The following is an 18,139-nucleotide window of genomic DNA, read 5'->3' as shown; positions in this document are numbered from 1 at the left end:
GCGAAATGAAAGGCCTTTTGTCACCTCACACAATACGATGTTGAAAGGGGATTTTATCATGAGTGAAAAGCAAAATGGAATACCACAGCCGATTCGAGGAGAAAAAGGAGCAACGGTCAAAATTCCACGTAATCTCGAGCGGGACAGACAAAATCCAGATATGCTCACGCCGCCAGAAACCGATCATGGAACGGTCTCCAACCTGAAATATTCTTTTTCTGATACACACAATCGTTTAGAAAAAGGCGGCTATGCCCGAGAGGTAACAGTCCGCGAACTGCCGATCTCTAAAAGTCTTGCATCTGTCAATATGCGGCTAAAGCCTGGTGCGATTCGTGAACTACACTGGCATAAGGAAGCGGAATGGGCGTACATGATTTATGGGGAAGCCCGGATTACATCGGTTGATGCAGAGGGGCGCAATTTTACAGAGGATGTGACAGAGGGTGATTTGTGGTACTTCCCTTCTGGCCTGCCGCACTCTATCCAAGCACTTGAACCGGGAGCTGAATTCTTGCTTGTGTTTGATGATGGGTCTTTCTCAGAAAATAGTACGTTCCAAGTAACCGATTGGCTTGCCCACACGCCAGAGGAAGTCGTGCTTAAGAACTTCGGTATGACAAAAGAGCAGTTTGACAAGCTGCCAGAGAAAGAAAAGTATATTTTCCAAAAAGGAATTCCTGGTTCCCTTGAATGTGACAAGGTGAAAACAGAGCAAGGAGAAGTCCCGAATTCCTTTAAATATGAGCTGTTAAAACAGGAGCCGATTACGTCAAGCGGCGGACAAGTGTGGATTGCAGACTCTACCAATTTCAAAGCGTCTAAAACGATTGCATCCGCTCTTGTGAAAGTTGATCCAGGTGCTATCCGAGAGCTGCACTGGCATCCAAATACGGATGAATGGCAATATTTTATTTCTGGAAAGGCACGAATGACGGTATTTGCTTCTGATGGACATGCGAGAACCTTCAACTATCAGGCGGGAGACGTTGGCTATGTGCCATTTGCGATGGGGCATTATGTAGAAAATACAGGCGACGAACCGCTTTATTTCTTAGAAATCTTTAAGAGCGATCATTATGCAGACATTTCACTGAATCAGTGGCTTGCGGTCACACCGAAACAGCTTGTTCTTGATCATTTAGATCAAGGTGAAGATTTCTTAAAACTGCTTGATACTGAAAAACATCCTGTGATCGCTGCGCCTAAAAAAGAGGATTAACGTATGACTTCCTGCAAAAAGGCTGTCCTTTTTGCAGGTATCTTCATGTAAAGGAGTGTTTGTTCACCTATGCAGCAATCTGTTCACGCTTTATGGCAAGGGCTGAAATGGCTCATGGCGGCGTCGGCTGTCTGTTACATATTTTTGTTGTTTTGTGTGCTGTTCTTTCATTTGACTGGTGCTTTTTATCAATCGATTTTATCGATGCTTTTATTTATGGGCATCTATGTGGTACTTGGGATATCCTTTGAGCATGTGGAGCATGTGCTCATGAGAGTTGTGAGAAAATGCCGTTCCAAAAAATGCTCTATCGTTTTCTATGCCATTTCAATTCATCTTTTGTTTATTTGGGGTGCTGTCTATTTATCAGATGAATTGGTAGGCGGCATTTTACTGTCTACTTCTGAGGAAATCCTCTTTGCCCTAAGCCTTTGGTTGTTTCATTTTTTGTTTGATTATGCGACGTTTTCGTTTGAGAAAGAAGCTTCATGACTCTACTCTCTTTCTGACGAGAGTGCTTCTTTGATTTGCTTCATATGATGGATATCATGCTCCATCAGCCCTTGAAAGTAACTGAATAACGTCAGCTTGGTTCGACCAATAAAAAAGGGTTCATTCCAGCGAGATGGTTCGATTTTCTTCATTTCTTGAAGTAATTCTGTTCTGACAGCAATAAATCGACCGATCGTCTCGCTTTTCTTTTCCTTTCTCGCTCTTTCAGCTGACTGTTGATTCATTTTGTGCACATCAGGTGCCTGCGGTAACGGCCGATCGTTCCAAAATTCCTTTAGTCGAGCCTTTAAAATAAATTCATCCCATGGAACGAAATGGGCGATAATTTCAGCCGTACTCCATTTTCCATCAGCGATCGCTCTGCACCACTCTTCGTCTGTTACTTCCATAAGCGATTTTGCCCATTCAATGGAGTGTTCATAGTGTTGTATCACGGTGTCTTTGTTCATGTTTTGTTATCCTCCTGAGGTTTATTTTAACTTTATTTAAAAGAAGCTGATCAGAAATTGGAAGGGTTCATCCTTGCGATATTATTTAAAACATATTATGATATACTTTAATTACCAAATGAAAAGGGGGAATTGTCATACGCTGTCCTACATGAAAAAGCCTATTTTTTTGCACTAAAATAAACCGACCGGTCTGTTTGTATGGAGGGAGGAAAAATGATGAAATCTCAAAAAGTGATCATTATTGGCAGTGGTGTAGCAGGATTGGCTACTTCTTTATTTTTAAAAAAGGCTGGAATGGAAAGTACGATTTATGAAAGCAGGTCAGATGAAGAATTAGAAACAGGCGCAGGTTTTTTACTGTCTCCAAATGGGGTAAAGATTTTGGATGAAATCGGGTGTAAAAATGAAGTGATAGCAAATGCAGCAGTGATAAAGAGGATCCAGCAAATAAACAGTGAAAATGAAGTGGAAGCAATCTTTAACAATCATAGCGAAAAATATCATCATGCCCCTTTGATCAACGTCATGAGAGCACAAATCATAACCGTCCTTTTAAAGGAAGTTGAACGACAAGGAATCGAAGTGAAATACAACAAAAAGTTAACCTCAATCAAACAGCAGCCTCATTCCGTTCAGGTTCTTTTTGAAGATGAAACTGTGATAACAGGTGATATTGTAATAGGAGCAGATGGGACTTTTTCGAAAACAAGAGAAGCGGTTGCATTTAATGCTAAATTAGACTATAGCGGTTTTTGGGGACTTCAAGGGGTATCCTATGTGAAGGATTTTGTCTTAGAGGAGGCAACGAGTTATTTTTACAATGATGAACACTTTCAATTCATTTTTGGAAAAGCGCATCCGACAAATCAATTGAATATTTTATGGCAGGCTTTCTCGCAACGTCCTGAAAAATTACCTGCAATACATTTTGAGAAAGCCAGCAAAGAAACCATTCGACAGTTATTATATCAACAAATGGAAGGCTGGAATATTCCGAAGCACCTTTTTGACATGATCGATCATACAGAGATGTTTTTCCCAAGAAGTATTTATGAAATCAAGGACCTCTCTGTGTGGTCAAAAGGACGTGTTGTTCTTGTAGGTGATGCTGTACATACGGCTAATCCTTTTGTTGGTCAAGGAGCATCATATAGTCTAGAAGATGCGATGGTCATAGCAAAGATGCTGAGGGATCATGATTATCGAGATGCGTTCTATTATTATGAACAGGATCGAAGAACGAGGACAGAAGAGTTAAATGCGTTATTTCAGCATATGAATATTCAACACGATATTGATCGAAAGATGAACGAATACCATATTAAATGGGAAGAAGAAACATATGTATGAGATGAAAGATAAAAAAACACCACTTATGATGAAAAGTGGTGTTTCTTGTGTTTTCTCCGTGCATATAAGATCGCACCAATCAAACTGACGAGTGAAATCAACGCGAGAATTCTGATATAAGGCGGATAGTAGGTTAACACAATCTCGTTTTTGCCTTTTTCTATTGGAAAACCGATAAAGGCGTAATTGGATTGTTCAATATCGGTCTGCTGTCCGTTCACCGTGAGCTCCCAGCCTTTTTCATATGGTACTGGCAGAACCATATAATCATCGCCGCGTTTGTTATCATATGAAATCGTAAAGCGGTTGTTTTCGAGCTTTACTTGCTGGCTGCCATGATCCTGTTTTTCTTTTTCATATGCCTTCTCTAGGACGCGGTAAGGCTCTTGATATAGCTTTAATTGACTCAGCTCATACGTCCCTTTTGGTACTCGAATGGAAAGGATTTTTTCCGCAGGGACTCGAATCGTCACTTCATTGACGCCTGTTTTGTAGATGGATGTATTGCTTTTTCGTGAGGTGACGTAGTGATCAACAGATAACTGAAATCCTTCGTTTCGGTCTGTCCGCTTCACATAAAAGCTCACATACACATCACCAGCGCGGGCCATATCATCTGGCAGCGTGATATTCAGGCCGCCTGTTTCTCCGTATACATCAAGCACGCCATGTTCGTATATGGCTTGTATCGTATGAATATTTGTATCCTTGACTCGATCTGGCGCGTGCTCAATTTCAGCGTTTCCTTTTTTGTCTAAAACCACACCTTGCAGCATCGCATGCTCCCTATCAAGTGCTGAGGCATCCTTTAAGGATTCTTCTGAATAAACGGTGCTTGTTGTTCTTGCAAATGGCAGCGGCCGTGTATTTTCATACACTTTATAATGCTCGCTTTCCAATATAGGCTTAAAATAAGCTGGCGGTGAGTAAGGCATCGCGCTCGTTCTCATATAATACTTTCCATAGGTCAGGCTGTATAAATTCGCCCTGTCCCCCATTGTTGCATAACGGCTGACACTTTCCCGTCCCATATCGATTTGCAGGTCATTCCAGTAGAAATTGAGTAAATGCTGATTCAATATACTTGAATACGCACTCATGCCTTGAAAGCCTTCAAATAACGGGGTGTTGTTGCGCACGCCGTTCATCCAGTCAATCCGGGCAAGCGGATCTTTTGAAGAGCGGCTTTGAATCTGCTGAATGAGCTTCATTTGCTCATGTCCAGCATAAGCCTCACTATTCAGATACGTATCTGATACGCTCTTAATATTGCTTCTTTCAGATAAGTAGCCCTGCTGATACACGCCTGCTGTCAGTAAGCTGACAACGATGAGCACAGCTGAAAAGAGACGAAGGTGCTGGCGTTTTTCCGCATGAATCAAAAGGAAAAACAAGCTGATCACAAGCAGTCCTATGCCTGTAAATACAACAACATCCATATTTCCCTTTGCTCGTTCTGTTAAGATGACTGCGAGAAGAAACACGATCCAAGCGCCTAAGACCGCACGCTTTTTCCACTTCCACTCGATTTGCGAGAAATGCTTGATGGTGATAGCTGCGACCGCTCCAACTGTAAAGGCAAGAATGTACTCAAATCTGTATTGCGGTGCTGAAAAACCATTAAACACGCTCGCCATCTTTGGACTGTAGTGAAAAACAATGAGCAGAACGCTGATCGATGTAAACATGAAAAACCACCTGTTCCGGTAAAGCGGAACGAGGAACATACAAATGAGAAAGATCACAGGTAATAAATACACCCTGCTTGTAAACAGCAGATGATCATGCAGATCAAACCAAGGTATGGATTGATCATATGGCGGCCTTATATTATTAAGAAAGCCATAGACAGACGGGACAAAAAAGGCGGCACTGATTCCAAAGGATAACAGCGTAGAGACCGCCAGCGTCCAGAACACCTTCCACCCGTTCTCCTCACTTCGAAGCTTGATGATATATCTGAAGACAAGATAGATCGCTAAAAAGATAAAATGAATATAAGCAAAGTAAAAATTGTTGATAAGCATCAGGCTGCACGCCGCAATAAACCAAGCCGGCTTACCTGTTTTGAAAATCCGTTCAACCCCAAGTACAAGCAGCGGGAGCCACATCATACTGTCGGTGAAAAACTCCCAAAATGTTTGATGCCGAAAATACACAATAGACAATCCGTAAATTGCGGCTCCTGTTAATGCGCTCAGCCTATGCTGAACCATTGAAAGAAGCACACGGTAAGCGATGAAAAGAATAAGCGTCAGCTTGATCACACTCAGCCAAATGACGGCATTTGCCCAGAAATGAATGTCCGTTGACTGGATGAGATGAAGCGCATTCATCAGCCAGACGACAGCGACTGTGACCATAAAGACAGTCGACGTTGTGAAATAATAACCTAATTGCGTATATGTACCGCCGCCTAGACCGAATTGATAGGAATAAAAGAAGTTCCCTTTGACGTATTCATCGTAAAGCAGCTTTTTAAATGGGAGCATTTGTGAGATTCCGTCTCCATCTCCTGTCATATACCGGCCTTGCTTATATTCATATAAGAAAAAGGAGTGTCCTAATAAAGCGAGAATGAGGCACATTCCTATCATTATCCATCTACGTTTCATCATCTAAATCCTTTCCACAAAAGATCCACTTTTCTTTGAAACAAAACAACCCAGCAAGCGATTCGTGCTTGCCGGTTATTTGACTCCACGTTATTTAAATAACTGTGTTAACACTCGGTCTTGTTCCTTTGAGCTTGTCTCTTGTTCCATCACATTTGATTCCTGGATTAAATAATGCGGCCTCTTTTTCGTTTCATAATAGATACGGCCAATATATTCTCCAATCACACCTAGACTCAAAAGCTGGACACCTCCGAGGAACAGCACAGCCGATATTAAAGTAAAATAACCCGGCACCATAATGCCCGTTCTGACGATTTGAATAAAGGTGGCCACGATGTAAATCAATGAGAGAAATAAGATCAGTATGCCAGTATAAAAACAAATTCGCAGCGGGCGGTTGTTAAAGGAAATGACGCCATCTATGCCATAGTTAAATAATTTCTTCAGTGACCATTTTGTATCACCATGCTGTCTTTCTACATTTTCATAATAGATGACCTTTTCTTCAAACCCAATCCAGCAAAAAAGCCCTTTCGAAAAACGATTCCCCTCTTTCAGCTGAAGCAATGCATCGATGGCTTGGCGTGAAATTAAACGGAAATCTCCGACACCATCACGCAAGTCCACTTCTACTACCTTGTTCATCACCTTATAGTACATGGATGACAGGTAAGAGCGCAGCTTGCTGTCACCTTTACGATTCCGTTTGGCAATGACTTGATGATAGCCTTCTTCATATCCCCTGACAAAGTCCTGAATTAAATACGTCGGGTGCTGCAGATCGGCGTCCATAATAATCGCAGCTGCTCCTTTTGCATGTTCAAGACCTGCCAAAATAGCGGCTTCCTTTCCAAAGTTACGCGAAAAGGAAATATATTTAACTTTTGCACTTTTTCGAGAGAGCTCTCTCATGTATTGAAGCGTGTTGTCTTTGCTTCCATCATTCACAAAGATGATTTCAAAGTCATAATGAAAATCGCGAAACTCTTCCTCGAGTGCCTCAAAGATTCGTCTGATGTTTTCACCTTCATTGTAAGAAGGAATTATAACAGAGAGCAGTTCCCGTTCCATATCGCACCTTCTCTTCACTTTTTTCACATAGTCTGATATGTTCATTATTCCTTTTTTGTCAGAAAACGAAACCCTTTTTTATTATCCATAAATTACATGTCTCTTTAATCGTTTCATTATATCAGAGTTTTATTTCCATTGATTTTCAGCAGGATGAATTTAATGTAATTTTAAGTTTAATCATTGTAAAAAGCCTGTAATTTTGATCACAGACTGGGTATTGTTTCATAAAATTGTTTGTTCATTTATATATTTTCCTATTTATTGAAAAAGATGAATGGAAGTGAAAGGGCAGCCTTTTTAGTGAAGCAGCCCTCGATTGTTTTGTTGCAGATGCTCGTTTGCCTTTGATTGTTTATTTTGAAATAAATGCAGCTGCGCTCCGTAGCTCTCGATCCACTCTTGGACAATTCGTTCTGTTGTTTCCTGTCCTTTATACTTACGGCCAGCCTTTGCATAGGTCGTTTCAAAATCACTCCAAAGCAGCTCTACCCATGTACGTGCTTCGTCATATGTCAGCATATTGTTTTTTTCCATAAGTTGTTCTGTTAGTCGCTCAAAGTATTGTTCCATGCCTGTTCCTCCTTCATCTAGCAGAAAGTGCCTTTTTAAAAAAACTTCTTTTTTCATATACTACCCTTACGTCTTCAAAAGACGCAAATGATTTGTATTGTTTGGAGGGAATCGATATGCGTAATAAAGCAAAAGGCTTTCCAAATCAGGTAAATCACAAGTTTGAAGGCGAACCAGGCGCTACAGATGCTTATGCGTCTAAACGGCCGAATGGTGAAACGAATACACGTCCACAGGAACGTATGAGGGCATCAGGGAAACGCTAATTTTTCCAAAGGGAGTGCTTGAGATATGAGTTCAAATGGGAAATCGTATATGGCAGACTTTGTTCAATTAAGGACAACCGCTTACCCTCAACCATGGGCAAATGCAAAGCATTCTGCCTCTCAGGTCAATGGAGAAACGCAGCAAACGCAGCACGACATCGTACTTCAGAACAACGTCCGTAAGCAGCGTTCGAAGTAAAGAAAAGGACTGATCACTTGGATCAGTCCTTCAGATTGTTGACAAAGGGCTAAAATGATTTTTATTTTAGCCCTTTGTCTTCTTTTCAGCGTGATAGAAAACCTTTGCAGCCCTAGGAAGGATGAGCACCGGAACGGAGCGAATTTGACATTCGTGAGCACCGGAGCGCAGACCTGACACCGAATGCGAGGGTTTGTCTACACGATGAAGGACTGATCACTTGGATCAGTCCTTTTGCGTCAGCATTGAAATCGGCAGGGCATCTTCCTGATTTGGAGCCGATATTCTGTATCCCCACGCAAAAACGCCATTTAGATATTCTACATAAAACTCTTCGTCTGTGTCTTTGATTTGATAAGTTGTTTTCGTTTGAATCAAGGCTGGATCTAATAAATAGGCTTTCGCCATATCAATTTTCCGTTCTAAAACTGCGTATTCATTCACAATGCCAAGCTGCTCAGCCTTTCGTGCTTTTTCAGAAAGGGCGGCAATCTCCTGCTTCAATTCATATTCTGTCATCTCACTATAGCGTTTTTCCATCTGTCATTCCCCTTTGTCTAAAACGTGATCAATTGTATCGAGATCAAAGCCTTTTCTGAATAAAAATTGCTTCACTTTCATCTTCTTTTCAAATGATCCGTCATATCCTACCTTGCGTTTTGCCTTCTCCAGCATATAAAGGAGGGCTTCTTCTTCCTTTTCCTCTTCTTGTCCATCATAGGCTTCTTGAAGGGCTTTATCAATGATCTCAAACGAAAATCCCTTTCGCTGCAGCTGCAGCTTGATGCGCTGCTCGATCTCTTTTGCAGAACGATTTTTTTCTTTTTTGACAAGTTTGAGAACCTGCTTTACCGCTTCCTCCAGCTGTAGGTCATCAGGGTATTGAGACAGCGCCTGTTCAATCGTGTCATCGTCTATCCCCTTGAGCTTCAATTCTTTTTTTAGGACGGACGGTCCTTTGCTGTTCGTTTTCCGGTGGGTGCTGACATAGGCTTCTGCAAATTCAAGATCATTTACATACTTATAATGCTTTAATTTGTGTATAATTTCACTAATAGCAGGTGCAGGGATTTCTTTTTTCGTTAAATAATCGGTGACTTCTTTCACTGATCTCATGCGGTAGGATAAATAATCAACTGCCTGCTGAAATCCTTTTTTCACTGAATCACCGAATTGAATCTCAATGATATCTGCTTCGTCCAGCTCTTTTCCTTTTTTCAAATCGTGCTGGACGAGCACATCTAAATCAACGCTAAAGGCGTACTTTTCATCAAGAAAGATGTTGACCCGCTCGGTATTGTTTTTCTGAGCAGAAATTTTTGTAATATAAGGCATCCTGTAATCACTCCTTTTCCAAAACAGTCAGGATGTTTCTTCTGATTCAAAATCGTGAAAGATATAGGTATGTATATGAGAGGAGAGATGTCAATTGAATATCGCCATTACCGGAGGAACCGGTTTTATCGGCCAGCATGTCACAAAAGTGCTCGCTGCTGAGGGACATCATCTATATATTTTAACAAGAAATCCAAAGGAATCCGAACAAAATCATTTACATTATGTGCAGTGGCTGACCGAAGGTGCTGCGCCTGAGCATGAATTGCCTGCCATCGATGTATGGATTAACCTTGCTGGAAAATCCATTTTTACACGCTGGACAGACAAGGCAAAAGAAGACATCCTCTCCAGCCGTCTCAAATCAACACAAGAGGTAAAACGCATTATAGAAGCGCAGGAATCAAAACCATCTGTACTGATTCAAGCAAGTGCTGTTGGGATTTATGGCACATCTCAAACAGGAGATTTTACGGAGGAATCACCTCCTGCGGATTCTGATTTCTTAAGTCATACATCAAGGCTTTGGGAGGCTGAGGGACAAAAGATTGAAGCCCTCGGCATTCGTACGGTCTACACACGCTTTGGCGTCGTGTTGGGCGAAAAAGGCACATTGCCGCTGATGACACTTCCTTACAAGCTGTTTGCCGGCGGGACAATTGGCTCTGGCTCGCAATGGGTTTCATGGGTTCATGTTGAGGATGTGGCACATCTCATTGCTTATGCGATTCATCATGACGACCTGTCAGGTCCGCTCAATGCGACATCACCGAATCCTGTTCAAATGAAACAGCTTGGACAAACCATTGCTTCTGCCCTTCGCCGCCCCCATTGGCTGAAGGTGCCATCTTTTGTGATCAAAACGGCACTTGGTGAAATGTCATTACTTGTTTTAGAAGGCCAGCGTGCTCTGCCAAAAAAAGCACTGCTCTCTTCTTATGACTTTTTGCACCCTGAACTAAAAGAAGCGATTTTGCAATCTGGGGAATAAATGTTGTCAAAAACACCCATCCTATTAGAAATGAGATGAGGGAGCGATTTTGATGAAGAAAAAAGAACACCAGCCAACTTCGAAGCTGAAGAAAACCCAGGAAGTCCTGTATCAGCAGGAATTCAAAAAAGCGGAAAGAGCAGCAGAAAAAAGAAACAAATAAGGCGGATATTCCCCTCCAACAAGCACATAACTAAAGTGATCTTGTAAAGGAGGGAAAGGCTTTGAAAAAAGACCAACACAAAAAATCCAACCACGAGCTCGCGGCACAAGAGACGGATGGCGAATATGTTGAATTTTCCAAAGAACTTGCAGATCCGAATGACGTAAAAGCAATGGCACGTATGAAAGCAGCCGATCAGCGCGCCAAAAAACAATAAGTAAAAAAGCAGACCTTATTCAGCGGTCTGCTTTTCTTTTATTTGATTTCAGTAAGAAGACTTGATGCTTTCTGGCGTGATTTTTCCTCAGGCACCTCTTCTGGATAACCTATATGAAGGATCGCAGCAAACCGTTCGTTTTCCTTTAATCCCATGTCTTGTTGAAAGCCTTTGTCGTATAAAATACGTCCGCTCTTCCATACCATACCGATCCCTTGATCCCACGCAAGTAGCTGAAGATTTTGAATGAGCGCGCTGACAGCGGCAAAATCATCATTTCTCACTACAGGGTTCTCGTCTTCTTTTAGCACGACAAGTAAAAGCGCCGGAACCTTAGAAAAGTATTCTCTGTATTGATTGATTTTTTCTTCTTTTGCATCTGGGTTGTTGCGCTGAAAGAAAGCAATGAAGCGCTCTACAAAAGTCGCTTTGGCTTCATCCGTCACCGCATATAAAAAGCGCCACGGCTCCGTGATTTTATGATTAGGTGCATAGACTGCATCCTCTAATAGCGGCTGAAGCTGCTCAATCGTCACCGGTGTGTCTTTGAATTTTCGAATCGATCGTCTATATCTGACAGCGTCTCGAACCGTTAACGCTTCTGTTTGTTGTTTCATTTCTGGCATAAATGTCATCCTTTCAATCAACTTAATTGAAATTGATTCTCATTCACATTATAAACGTCATCGCGTGCAGTTGCAAATCAAGTATCTCTTCTCCCCGTCTGCTAAATAGTTGTTTGACTTTTTCAAGTAATGTTACAATCATATTACGTTTTAAACAAATTTTGAGAAAAAAGCCAAGATGATGAAATGATTTTCAAGTATTCCCATTTTGTCTGATCTTGTTTTTTTGTCAAAAGGCTTTCAACCATGATTGGAAGGGAGGCTTCTGGATGGAATGAAAATCAATATTGGACAAATCATTAAACTCTACCGTTATAAACAAAATATGACCCAATCTGAATTGGCAGAAGGAATTTGTTCTGTCTCTCATTTAAGTAAAATTGAAAATGGCTCAAAGGAGGCCAATCAAGATACGATCAATCTGCTGCTTGAACGGCTTGGCATCAGCCAAGAAAAGCTGTCACAAAAGGCGCGTCATCTGCTGTCACTTTTGGATGAGTTTCAAATGAATATGTATTTCTATGCTCTCGATCAAGCTGAACAAAATGCAGAAATGATCATTCAGCACGAGGAGCAGTTCTTTTCGCTCGATTTAGGCATTCAGTATCATTTGTCTTTATTTCAATTTTATTTACTAACGGATAAACAGCCGCTTGCCTTAAAAACACACCGCGTGCTCAAAAAATTCGAAAAAACCTTTATTGAAACGGAAAAAGAAATTTTTGAATATCTTGACGGCATTCATCAAATTAAAATTGGTCAGCTTGAAGATGGGCTGAAAAAGCTTGAAAGCTGCTTTTCCTACGCTTCAGTTGAACAAAGTGATTTGTATTATCACTATGCAAAAGCACTTGGAAACTTGGGACAGCTGGGTGATGCGCTTGAAGCGACACATCAAGCGATGGATTTATATAGACAAAAGAACAATTTCAAGCGGATTATTCACTGTACACTTATTCACGGCGTGATCTCACTTGAACTAAAAGCCTATCAAACTGCGAAGAAATATATAAAGGAAGTGATTTTGCACACGTCCCTTCACCCTGATGCCTTTATTAAAATGTCCGCTTATTTTTATTACGGGGTGCTCTTAAAACGTGAAGGTGATTTCTCTTCAGCTGTGCCTTATTTACTAGATTCACTCAATTACTTTAATCAAGAACAGATAGAAGATCGTTACTGTGAAACGCTATATGAGATTGCGACACTATATGCTGAATATGACCGCAAAAAAGCACTTCCCTACATACACGAGCTGTTAAAACAGCCTCGTATTCAGCCAAACTGTTTATATATGATCAAAATCTATAAATTGATGATTGAGGAAAACCCTCTTGATTTGAAAACCTATTTGGTCGAAGCAGCCCTTCCTTACTTTGAACACAATGAGCTGCACAGTGAATATTTGTTTGCTCTTAGAACCTTACTTACCTATGCAGGTGCTGAGCTTGATGAGCAGACGTATCAGTCCTATACAAAGAAGCTTCTTGATCATTTAGCGGGATATCTTCCCTATTACAAAAAAGCATGACCTTCTGCCGATCGAAGGTCATGCTTTTTCTATTTATTAAATGGTCTCTTGTTGATCTGTGTCATGATGGTTCACCCGTTTGACAGAATGAATATACCGTCTTTTTGCAAAGAAATCGTACGCATGCTGTCCAAAGCCAAGCCAAATACTGAGCAAGATGAATGGGACCGTTCCCCATAAAGCAGGGATATGGCAGGCCATACGCAGCCAAGTATAAATCCCTGAATTCTTCTGATTTTTGGCTAAAGAAATAGACACGATTCGTTTTTCCGCCTTCTCTTCACTGATTTTATTCAGCCTGAGCAGCTGCGAGTGTCTAAAGGATTCAAAGTGAATCCGATTTTTCCAATCGAGTGATCTTAATAAATCAATCATTTTTGCACATGCAGGACTTTGTCCGTCATAAAACACAAGCAGCCTCAGTGATTTAATGGAACGCTGTTCTCTTTTTTTCGATTCAGCGAGCTTCTTTTTTTCTTGATCGAGATAAATGATTTTTTTCATAAATTGATCGCCTGTCCTTTTCCGTCATTTTTTTAGTTCGTTCAAAGGAGATTACAACTAGATTACTATAGTTGCTGGGCCTCTTGTATTGGGAAAAAGCCAACCATTGTGCGTTATATGAGCCTTTGGATAAGGGCAAAATCATTGATTTTATGGCATATATGAGGTTTTTCAACTAAAAGTGGTTGGGAAAATCGTGGTGCTTTGCGGTTTTCTGCGGTATTTGATAGAATTCTGCGGTTTTCTACATCTTTATGCGGTGGTTTTGTAGGTAAAACGCAAAAACAAGATAAAAAAAGACTACTTCCCATTGCGGCGAAGTAGTCTTTTGGTTTATATTTTTGCCAAAACTTCTACTATTTCTTTCTCAATATCTTTCCATAAGTAACGGTCGGTCGTATAGTGATGTGCGGCTTCTTTCGCAAATACTTGAAAAGCTTCTTCAAAATCAGGTGCATCTTTGTCCGGTTTTTTCTCATCGACAAAGCGCTGTGCTTCTGCTGAGCGAGGTCCCCATTTGCCCACTTCATTCCCGTCCTGATCAATGATGACGATAATCGGAATCGATCTTGCGGTCCCGTTCGTTAAATACTGATCCATCAGGTCTAGATTCTCATCCCGAATGAAATAGCGCACATCAATGAGTGCTTCATTTGCAATACGCATGAAAATCGGGACATTGACCATCGCATCTCCGCACCAATCCGCTGTGATGACAAGCGCTCGGAGCTTTTTCTTTTGCAGCTTTTGAAGCAGCTCTTTTTCTTTTTGATGAATTGCATACTGGTTGTACACCGTGAGCAGATTTTCCCGGTTTTTCTCCATGTTGTGTACATATGTACGTTCAGCTAATCCCTTTGTAAACCATTCATTTAATGTCATATGAACATCCCCCTTACCCTTCAACTTTACCACTTTTGCTATTCTTTTGTCTAAAAAAACCTTCACCTAGTGAAAGGTAAAGGTCTTTTGGTTTATGGACGCCGCTTTCGATTTGGGTCCATCCCGATCAGCTTGGTGACAAGCACCATTGTGACAGGCAGTGACGTATTCTTTTTATACGCTAAATATTTCCCGCGCCATTCGGGCTTATATTTCTGTTTAAATGACCGTAAACCGCTGAAGCTGTACATGTATCTGACATTGTTGAAAATAACACTCGCCAAACGCTCTGTGAGAAAGGACTGATGGAACGTCCCCACATTCGATAAAGGTGCCATTCCCATGTTAAACGATTTGTAGCCTCTTTCTTTCGCCCATTGAAACAGGTGGATAAACAGCGCATCCATCATCCCGTTCGGTGCATCATGCATATGACGCATTAAATCGATGGAAATCTCCCCTTCTTGATACATCGGCATCAATGATACAAAGGAAATGATCTGCCCTTGCTCATCCTTTAGAATCGCAATCGGTGCTTTTTGAAGATAGTCTTCTTGAAAATAACCGAGCGAAAATCCTTTTTCTTTTTTCTTTCCGAGCCAGCTGTCAGAGATCTGTTTTAAGGTTGAGATCAACTCATTTGAAAAGGGAGGTTCCAGCATTTCAAAGGTGTAGCCTTCTCGTTCAAATTTATTCGCCACAGCTCGTAAATTTGATTTTTTCTTACCTGACAGAGTAAACGTTTCTAAATCGACCATGGCTTCTTCCCCAAGCTTAAAGAAGTGAAAGCCTAAGTCATGATAAAGAGCCATCCCTTCTCGTTCTACTTGATAAAAAGCGACGCGGTAGCCGGCTTTTTCTGTCTCCTGTAAAAACTCTTCAAGTACAAGCGGATAAGACGCCTCACGTCCAGATGGATCTCCGAGCACAATGACGCAGCGGCCAATTCGCCCAAACTGAAGCATCGCTTCTCCATCACTTGAGAAAAATAGTTTTTTGTCGCCTAAAAAGCCAAGATGACTGAGGGCATTTCCGCCCTTTTCTTCTAAAAACGTTTTTAATTTTTCATCATCTGCTTTTTCTCCAATCGGAAAGGCTTTCTTATTAAAAATCAATTTACTAATGAAGAAGAAAAGCGGTACACCGATGAGAGCGATCATGCTTGTCATCGTGATATGCCGTTCATTATGCACCAAGTAATCCTTACTCAAGAAATGCCCGATTTTTGTCCAAATAAAGTTGCCAATCACATTATAGTTAAAGAGCACGAATAAATAACCAGCGGCAGCCGTCACAAACTGATTTAAGGAGTAAGGTGCCTGCTGCTTCACAAATTGATTTCGAAGAGAGAAAAACACAGCCATGATGACTGGCAAAATAAAGATCAGACTGAGGTTAAACCCCTTTAACAAAGTAAACACAAAACCGCCTGCTAAGGAGATCATTGTCAGCACGTACGATCTTTTCGTTCTTTTATACACTTCAATGGACAAAATCATCAGAATGATTCCGAACATTAAAGAAAGACCATTAAATCCTGATAACAGAAAGCGCGGAATGCTGGTAATCACACCTAATCGATCGACTGGAAGCACAACAGATGCCATGATAAGCAAGCCGCTTCCAAAGGTTAAAATCGATAAAGATCCGTACAATAAACGGATTAATAAAGCACGGTGCAAAACAATTAAAACGTTCGTTGTTTCAATGGCAGGTGCCATTTTCGGATTGCCTTCAAGACGTCTAAGCGTCGTTCCCGTTAAATCGTAAGCAGCTAGACAAAGCCCTAAAATAAACGGGAAAATCGAGTACACGAAACGGTACAAGACGAGCGCCGTCAGCACCATCTCTTTATCAAAACCAATGTATTGCATGCTCAGTAAAAAGATAAGGTCAAACGAACCAAAGCCGCCCGGAACCATACTGATTAAACCGCCGATTGACGCAATCGCAAATACACCTAAGACTATTCGGACATCGACATTCATCCCCATAGAGACGACAGCCATGTACATGACAAGTCCAGCTGCCAGCCATTCTAAAAACGATGCCCCGATATAAGCGTAAATTGGATGCTTCAGTCCATTTTCACCGCTCTCAATCGAGCTTTTTCGAATGGATGCCATGACGATATATATCGGTACAATACAGGCAAAGATAATGACAAATGCCCATAGCCACGGCTCCTGGCTGATAATACTTTCAACTGGAAGCACCCTGACCAAGATCAAATCACTGAAAATAGATAAGCCCAAAAGGACAGAGGAAGTCAAAAGGGCAATGCCTTTCAGCAATTTTTTCGTATCTGTTATGTACTCCTTATAGAGAAGCGTTCTAAGCCCTGCTCCTGATAGACCGCCAAATCCAAGAACACTGTTAAAGGAGTTCGCAATCCATGAAATGCGTATCGTTTTCCAGCCGCTGATCGGCATATTCAGGCTTTTTCGTAAAATAAAATCATATAAGGACATCGATAAAACCGCGACAAGTCCAAGAAAGACAAGAATAAACAAGTCCATTCGGTTCAAGCTGTCAATAATATAAAACGTCTTTTTAATGGAAAGTCCGCTCAGCTCCTGCTTCGCAACGAAGATTAAGACAAGGATAATGACGATCGGAAAAAGCATTTTTAAGATCGTCATACCCGTTTTTTTGTTCCACATGTTTTTCCCAACTTTCTAGGTTGCTTCATTATTTCAACTGAACATTATTATACAACAAATACCACTTGATTCATGCAGTTTAACATTTAAAAGCTTGACGAACCTTTCAATTAGAAGTAAAAATCAGTAATATAAAGAAAAAGAGCCGCTTAAAGGAAGTGAACAAGCGTGGAATATAATATTCATGACACCACCGTATTAAAAGAAGAGATTCTATCTCCAGAAGAAAAAAAGACATGGGTTCTTTATATGAAAGTGCTCACAGCTGCAGGTCTTGGAGATGTTTCTGAATGGATGAAGCTTGATATGAGTATGCCTCAAATGAAGGTGCTCATGCTGCTCAATAACCATGGCTCTCTCAAAGTATCCGAAATCGCTGAAAAAATGGGCGCTTCTTTGTCCAATATGACAGGCCTGCTTGACAGGTTAGAACAATCTAACTTTGTCGTGCGAAAGCACTCTGAGCGTGACCGGAGAATCATTGTCGTAGAGCTGACAGAGGAAGCGAAAAATATTTTCAGAAGTATTTATCAAAAAGGACACGAAAAAATCAAAAATTCCCTGCAGCGGCTCAATGACGAGGAAAAAGAAAAAGTCAATGAAGGCCTTGCTATCTTAGAAAAAGCACTGCGTCCTGAACGCGGCTAAATATGAAAAGGAAAAAAGACGGTCACTTGAGGTCCGTCTTTTTTATTTCTTCTACTTGTTTATCTGAGAGGACGAAATTTTTTTGAAGAACTTCCCTGTCATCCCATAAAAGATAGGCTAAGCCAATGATGAGAAAAAAGATGCTAATCCACGTACCGCCAGGAAGCAGCTGTTCAAGTTCCTCAATCGTTCTTTCTGAGCCTAAGCTGTTACTATAACGTATCTCAAAAAGAACATATTTCGCTATATAAAACAATCCCGCCATACAGATAAACATGGCGCCGACAATTCTTCTACCAGACATGCGTTTACTCC

At 41.1% G+C, this 18,139-nt stretch carries 21 protein-coding genes; 10 read left to right on the top strand and 11 right to left on the bottom strand.

What is annotated here, in order from left to right:
• Positions 1-58: 58 nt before the first annotated feature.
• Together MHB66_RS04095 and MHB66_RS04090 are read left to right on the top strand one after the other, a co-directional pair.
• Positions 59-1,222 carry an oxalate decarboxylase family bicupin gene (locus tag MHB66_RS04095; protein WP_024425215.1) on the top strand — a complete coding sequence of 388 codons (1,164 nt, stop codon included), beginning with the start codon at positions 59-61 and terminating at the stop codon, positions 1,220-1,222.
• A 69-nt stretch (positions 1,223-1,291) separates the two neighbouring features.
• Positions 1,292-1,714 (top strand): regulatory YrvL family protein, encoded by a 423-nt coding sequence (locus MHB66_RS04090; protein ID WP_041116264.1) that lies wholly within the window; start codon positions 1,292-1,294, stop codon positions 1,712-1,714.
• Between the two features lie 2 nt (positions 1,715-1,716).
• Here the strand turns inward: MHB66_RS04090 and MHB66_RS04085 are convergent, their stop codons facing one another.
• Complete coding sequence (locus MHB66_RS04085; protein ID WP_046314314.1) at positions 1,717-2,184, bottom strand: DinB family protein; 468 nt, start codon at positions 2,182-2,184, stop codon at positions 1,717-1,719.
• Between the two features lie 219 nt (positions 2,185-2,403).
• On the opposite strand from MHB66_RS04085, the gene MHB66_RS04080 reads away from it, so the two are divergent.
• Positions 2,404-3,537, top strand: coding sequence for an NAD(P)/FAD-dependent oxidoreductase (locus MHB66_RS04080; RefSeq protein ID WP_046314352.1), 1,134 nt, complete (start codon positions 2,404-2,406; stop codon positions 3,535-3,537).
• A gap of 23 nt (positions 3,538-3,560) precedes the next feature.
• Here MHB66_RS04080 and MHB66_RS04075 read toward each other — a convergent pair whose 3' ends face one another.
• From MHB66_RS04075 to MHB66_RS04065, 3 genes are all read right to left on the bottom strand, one after another.
• Positions 3,561-6,155, bottom strand: a complete 2,595-nt coding sequence (locus tag MHB66_RS04075; RefSeq protein WP_342490573.1) for a YfhO family protein — start codon at positions 6,153-6,155, stop codon at positions 3,561-3,563.
• Positions 6,156-6,242: 87 nt separating this feature from the next.
• Positions 6,243-7,226, bottom strand: a complete 984-nt coding sequence (locus tag MHB66_RS04070; RefSeq protein ID WP_024425218.1) for a glycosyltransferase family 2 protein — start codon at positions 7,224-7,226, stop codon at positions 6,243-6,245.
• A 300-nt stretch (positions 7,227-7,526) separates the two neighbouring features.
• Positions 7,527-7,799: a YfhJ family protein gene (locus MHB66_RS04065; protein WP_024425219.1), complete on the bottom strand. Its 273-nt coding sequence runs from the start codon at positions 7,797-7,799 to the stop codon at positions 7,527-7,529.
• A gap of 116 nt (positions 7,800-7,915) precedes the next feature.
• On the opposite strand from MHB66_RS04065, the gene MHB66_RS04060 reads away from it, so the two are divergent.
• Positions 7,916-8,065, top strand: coding sequence for a small, acid-soluble spore protein K (locus MHB66_RS04060; RefSeq protein WP_003217849.1), 150 nt, complete (start codon positions 7,916-7,918; stop codon positions 8,063-8,065).
• A 25-nt stretch (positions 8,066-8,090) separates the two neighbouring features.
• Positions 8,091-8,264 (top strand): YpzG family protein, encoded by a 174-nt coding sequence (locus MHB66_RS04055; protein ID WP_008360604.1) that lies wholly within the window; start codon positions 8,091-8,093, stop codon positions 8,262-8,264.
• Positions 8,265-8,489: 225 nt separating this feature from the next.
• Here the strand turns inward: MHB66_RS04055 and MHB66_RS04050 are convergent, their stop codons facing one another.
• Entirely contained in the window at positions 8,490-8,804 is a 315-nt protein-coding gene (locus MHB66_RS04050; protein ID WP_046314310.1) for a YfhH family protein, read from the bottom strand.
• A gap of 3 nt (positions 8,805-8,807) precedes the next feature.
• Positions 8,808-9,599: a recombination regulator RecX gene (gene recX, locus MHB66_RS04045; protein ID WP_024425808.1), complete on the bottom strand. Its 792-nt coding sequence runs from the start codon at positions 9,597-9,599 to the stop codon at positions 8,808-8,810.
• Positions 9,600-9,693: 94 nt separating this feature from the next.
• On the opposite strand from recX, the gene MHB66_RS04040 reads away from it, so the two are divergent.
• From MHB66_RS04040 to MHB66_RS04030, 3 genes are all read left to right on the top strand, one after another.
• Positions 9,694-10,590: a TIGR01777 family oxidoreductase gene (locus MHB66_RS04040; protein WP_046314308.1), complete on the top strand. Its 897-nt coding sequence runs from the start codon at positions 9,694-9,696 to the stop codon at positions 10,588-10,590.
• A gap of 52 nt (positions 10,591-10,642) precedes the next feature.
• Complete coding sequence (locus MHB66_RS04035) at positions 10,643-10,753, top strand: YfhE family protein (RefSeq protein ID WP_017358836.1); 111 nt, start codon at positions 10,643-10,645, stop codon at positions 10,751-10,753.
• A gap of 61 nt (positions 10,754-10,814) precedes the next feature.
• The gene (locus MHB66_RS04030) at positions 10,815-10,970 is read left to right on the top strand and encodes a YfhD family protein (protein WP_024425223.1); all 156 of its coding nucleotides are present in this window, start codon (positions 10,815-10,817) and stop codon (positions 10,968-10,970) included.
• Between the two features lie 38 nt (positions 10,971-11,008).
• On the opposite strand, the gene MHB66_RS04025 is transcribed toward MHB66_RS04030, so the two are convergent.
• On the bottom strand, positions 11,009-11,596 hold the full coding sequence (locus MHB66_RS04025; protein ID WP_046314306.1) for a nitroreductase: 588 nt from the start codon (positions 11,594-11,596) through the stop codon (positions 11,009-11,011).
• A gap of 274 nt (positions 11,597-11,870) precedes the next feature.
• On the opposite strand from MHB66_RS04025, the gene MHB66_RS04020 reads away from it, so the two are divergent.
• Positions 11,871-13,127: a transcriptional regulator gene (locus tag MHB66_RS04020; protein WP_034283753.1), complete on the top strand. Its 1,257-nt coding sequence runs from the start codon at positions 11,871-11,873 to the stop codon at positions 13,125-13,127.
• A gap of 36 nt (positions 13,128-13,163) precedes the next feature.
• Here MHB66_RS04020 and MHB66_RS04015 read toward each other — a convergent pair whose 3' ends face one another.
• The 3 genes from MHB66_RS04015 to mprF form a co-directional block, all read right to left on the bottom strand.
• Positions 13,164-13,631: a DUF393 domain-containing protein gene (locus tag MHB66_RS04015; RefSeq protein ID WP_041116252.1), complete on the bottom strand. Its 468-nt coding sequence runs from the start codon at positions 13,629-13,631 to the stop codon at positions 13,164-13,166.
• A 333-nt stretch (positions 13,632-13,964) separates the two neighbouring features.
• Entirely contained in the window at positions 13,965-14,513 is a 549-nt protein-coding gene (locus MHB66_RS04010; protein ID WP_034283751.1) for a thioredoxin family protein, read from the bottom strand.
• Positions 14,514-14,605: 92 nt separating this feature from the next.
• Positions 14,606-17,176, bottom strand: a complete 2,571-nt coding sequence (gene mprF / locus MHB66_RS04005; protein WP_034283750.1) for a bifunctional lysylphosphatidylglycerol flippase/synthetase MprF — start codon at positions 17,174-17,176, stop codon at positions 14,606-14,608.
• A gap of 168 nt (positions 17,177-17,344) precedes the next feature.
• Here mprF and MHB66_RS04000 point away from each other — a divergent pair, with 168 nt between their 5' ends.
• The gene (locus MHB66_RS04000; RefSeq protein ID WP_024425228.1) at positions 17,345-17,824 is read left to right on the top strand and encodes a MarR family transcriptional regulator; all 480 of its coding nucleotides are present in this window, start codon (positions 17,345-17,347) and stop codon (positions 17,822-17,824) included.
• A 22-nt stretch (positions 17,825-17,846) separates the two neighbouring features.
• Here the strand turns inward: MHB66_RS04000 and MHB66_RS03995 are convergent, their stop codons facing one another.
• Positions 17,847-18,128 (bottom strand): hypothetical protein, encoded by a 282-nt coding sequence (locus MHB66_RS03995; RefSeq protein ID WP_034283749.1) that lies wholly within the window; start codon positions 18,126-18,128, stop codon positions 17,847-17,849.
• Between the last annotated feature and the right edge of the window lie 11 nt (positions 18,129-18,139).

This window comes from Bacillus sp. FSL L8-0167 (assembly GCF_038630295.1).
GTDB classification, from domain to species: domain Bacteria; phylum Bacillota; class Bacilli; order Bacillales; family Bacillaceae; genus Bacillus; species Bacillus safensis.
Note: the sequence above shows the minus strand (reverse complement) of the source record. Positions and strands in the feature narration are given on the sequence as shown.

Coding starts and splice junctions, on each gene's coding strand:
- recX (WP_024425808.1), bottom strand. CDS start 9,599: ATGCCTTATATTACAAAAATTTCTGCTCAGAAAAACAATACCGAGCGG.
- MHB66_RS04010 (WP_034283751.1), bottom strand. CDS start 14,513: ATGACATTAAATGAATGGTTTACAAAGGGATTAGCTGAACGTACATAT.
- MHB66_RS04070 (WP_024425218.1), bottom strand. CDS start 7,226: ATGGAACGGGAACTGCTCTCTGTTATAATTCCTTCTTACAATGAAGGT.
- MHB66_RS04050 (WP_046314310.1), bottom strand. CDS start 8,804: ATGGAAAAACGCTATAGTGAGATGACAGAATATGAATTGAAGCAGGAG.
- MHB66_RS04035 (WP_017358836.1), top strand. CDS start 10,643: ATGAAGAAAAAAGAACACCAGCCAACTTCGAAGCTGAAGAAAACCCAG.
- MHB66_RS04080 (WP_046314352.1), top strand. CDS start 2,404: ATGAAATCTCAAAAAGTGATCATTATTGGCAGTGGTGTAGCAGGATTG.
- MHB66_RS04025 (WP_046314306.1), bottom strand. CDS start 11,596: ATGCCAGAAATGAAACAACAAACAGAAGCGTTAACGGTTCGAGACGCT.
- mprF (WP_034283750.1), bottom strand. CDS start 17,176: ATGTGGAACAAAAAAACGGGTATGACGATCTTAAAAATGCTTTTTCCG.
- MHB66_RS04015 (WP_041116252.1), bottom strand. CDS start 13,631: ATGAAAAAAATCATTTATCTCGATCAAGAAAAAAAGAAGCTCGCTGAA.
- MHB66_RS04020 (WP_034283753.1), top strand. CDS start 11,871: ATGAAAATCAATATTGGACAAATCATTAAACTCTACCGTTATAAACAA.
- MHB66_RS04075 (WP_342490573.1), bottom strand. CDS start 6,155: ATGATGAAACGTAGATGGATAATGATAGGAATGTGCCTCATTCTCGCT.
- MHB66_RS04055 (WP_008360604.1), top strand. CDS start 8,091: ATGAGTTCAAATGGGAAATCGTATATGGCAGACTTTGTTCAATTAAGG.
- MHB66_RS03995 (WP_034283749.1), bottom strand. CDS start 18,128: ATGTCTGGTAGAAGAATTGTCGGCGCCATGTTTATCTGTATGGCGGGA.
- MHB66_RS04090 (WP_041116264.1), top strand. CDS start 1,292: ATGCAGCAATCTGTTCACGCTTTATGGCAAGGGCTGAAATGGCTCATG.
- MHB66_RS04065 (WP_024425219.1), bottom strand. CDS start 7,799: ATGGAACAATACTTTGAGCGACTAACAGAACAACTTATGGAAAAAAAC.
- MHB66_RS04085 (WP_046314314.1), bottom strand. CDS start 2,184: ATGAACAAAGACACCGTGATACAACACTATGAACACTCCATTGAATGG.
- MHB66_RS04095 (WP_024425215.1), top strand. CDS start 59: ATGAGTGAAAAGCAAAATGGAATACCACAGCCGATTCGAGGAGAAAAA.
- MHB66_RS04060 (WP_003217849.1), top strand. CDS start 7,916: ATGCGTAATAAAGCAAAAGGCTTTCCAAATCAGGTAAATCACAAGTTT.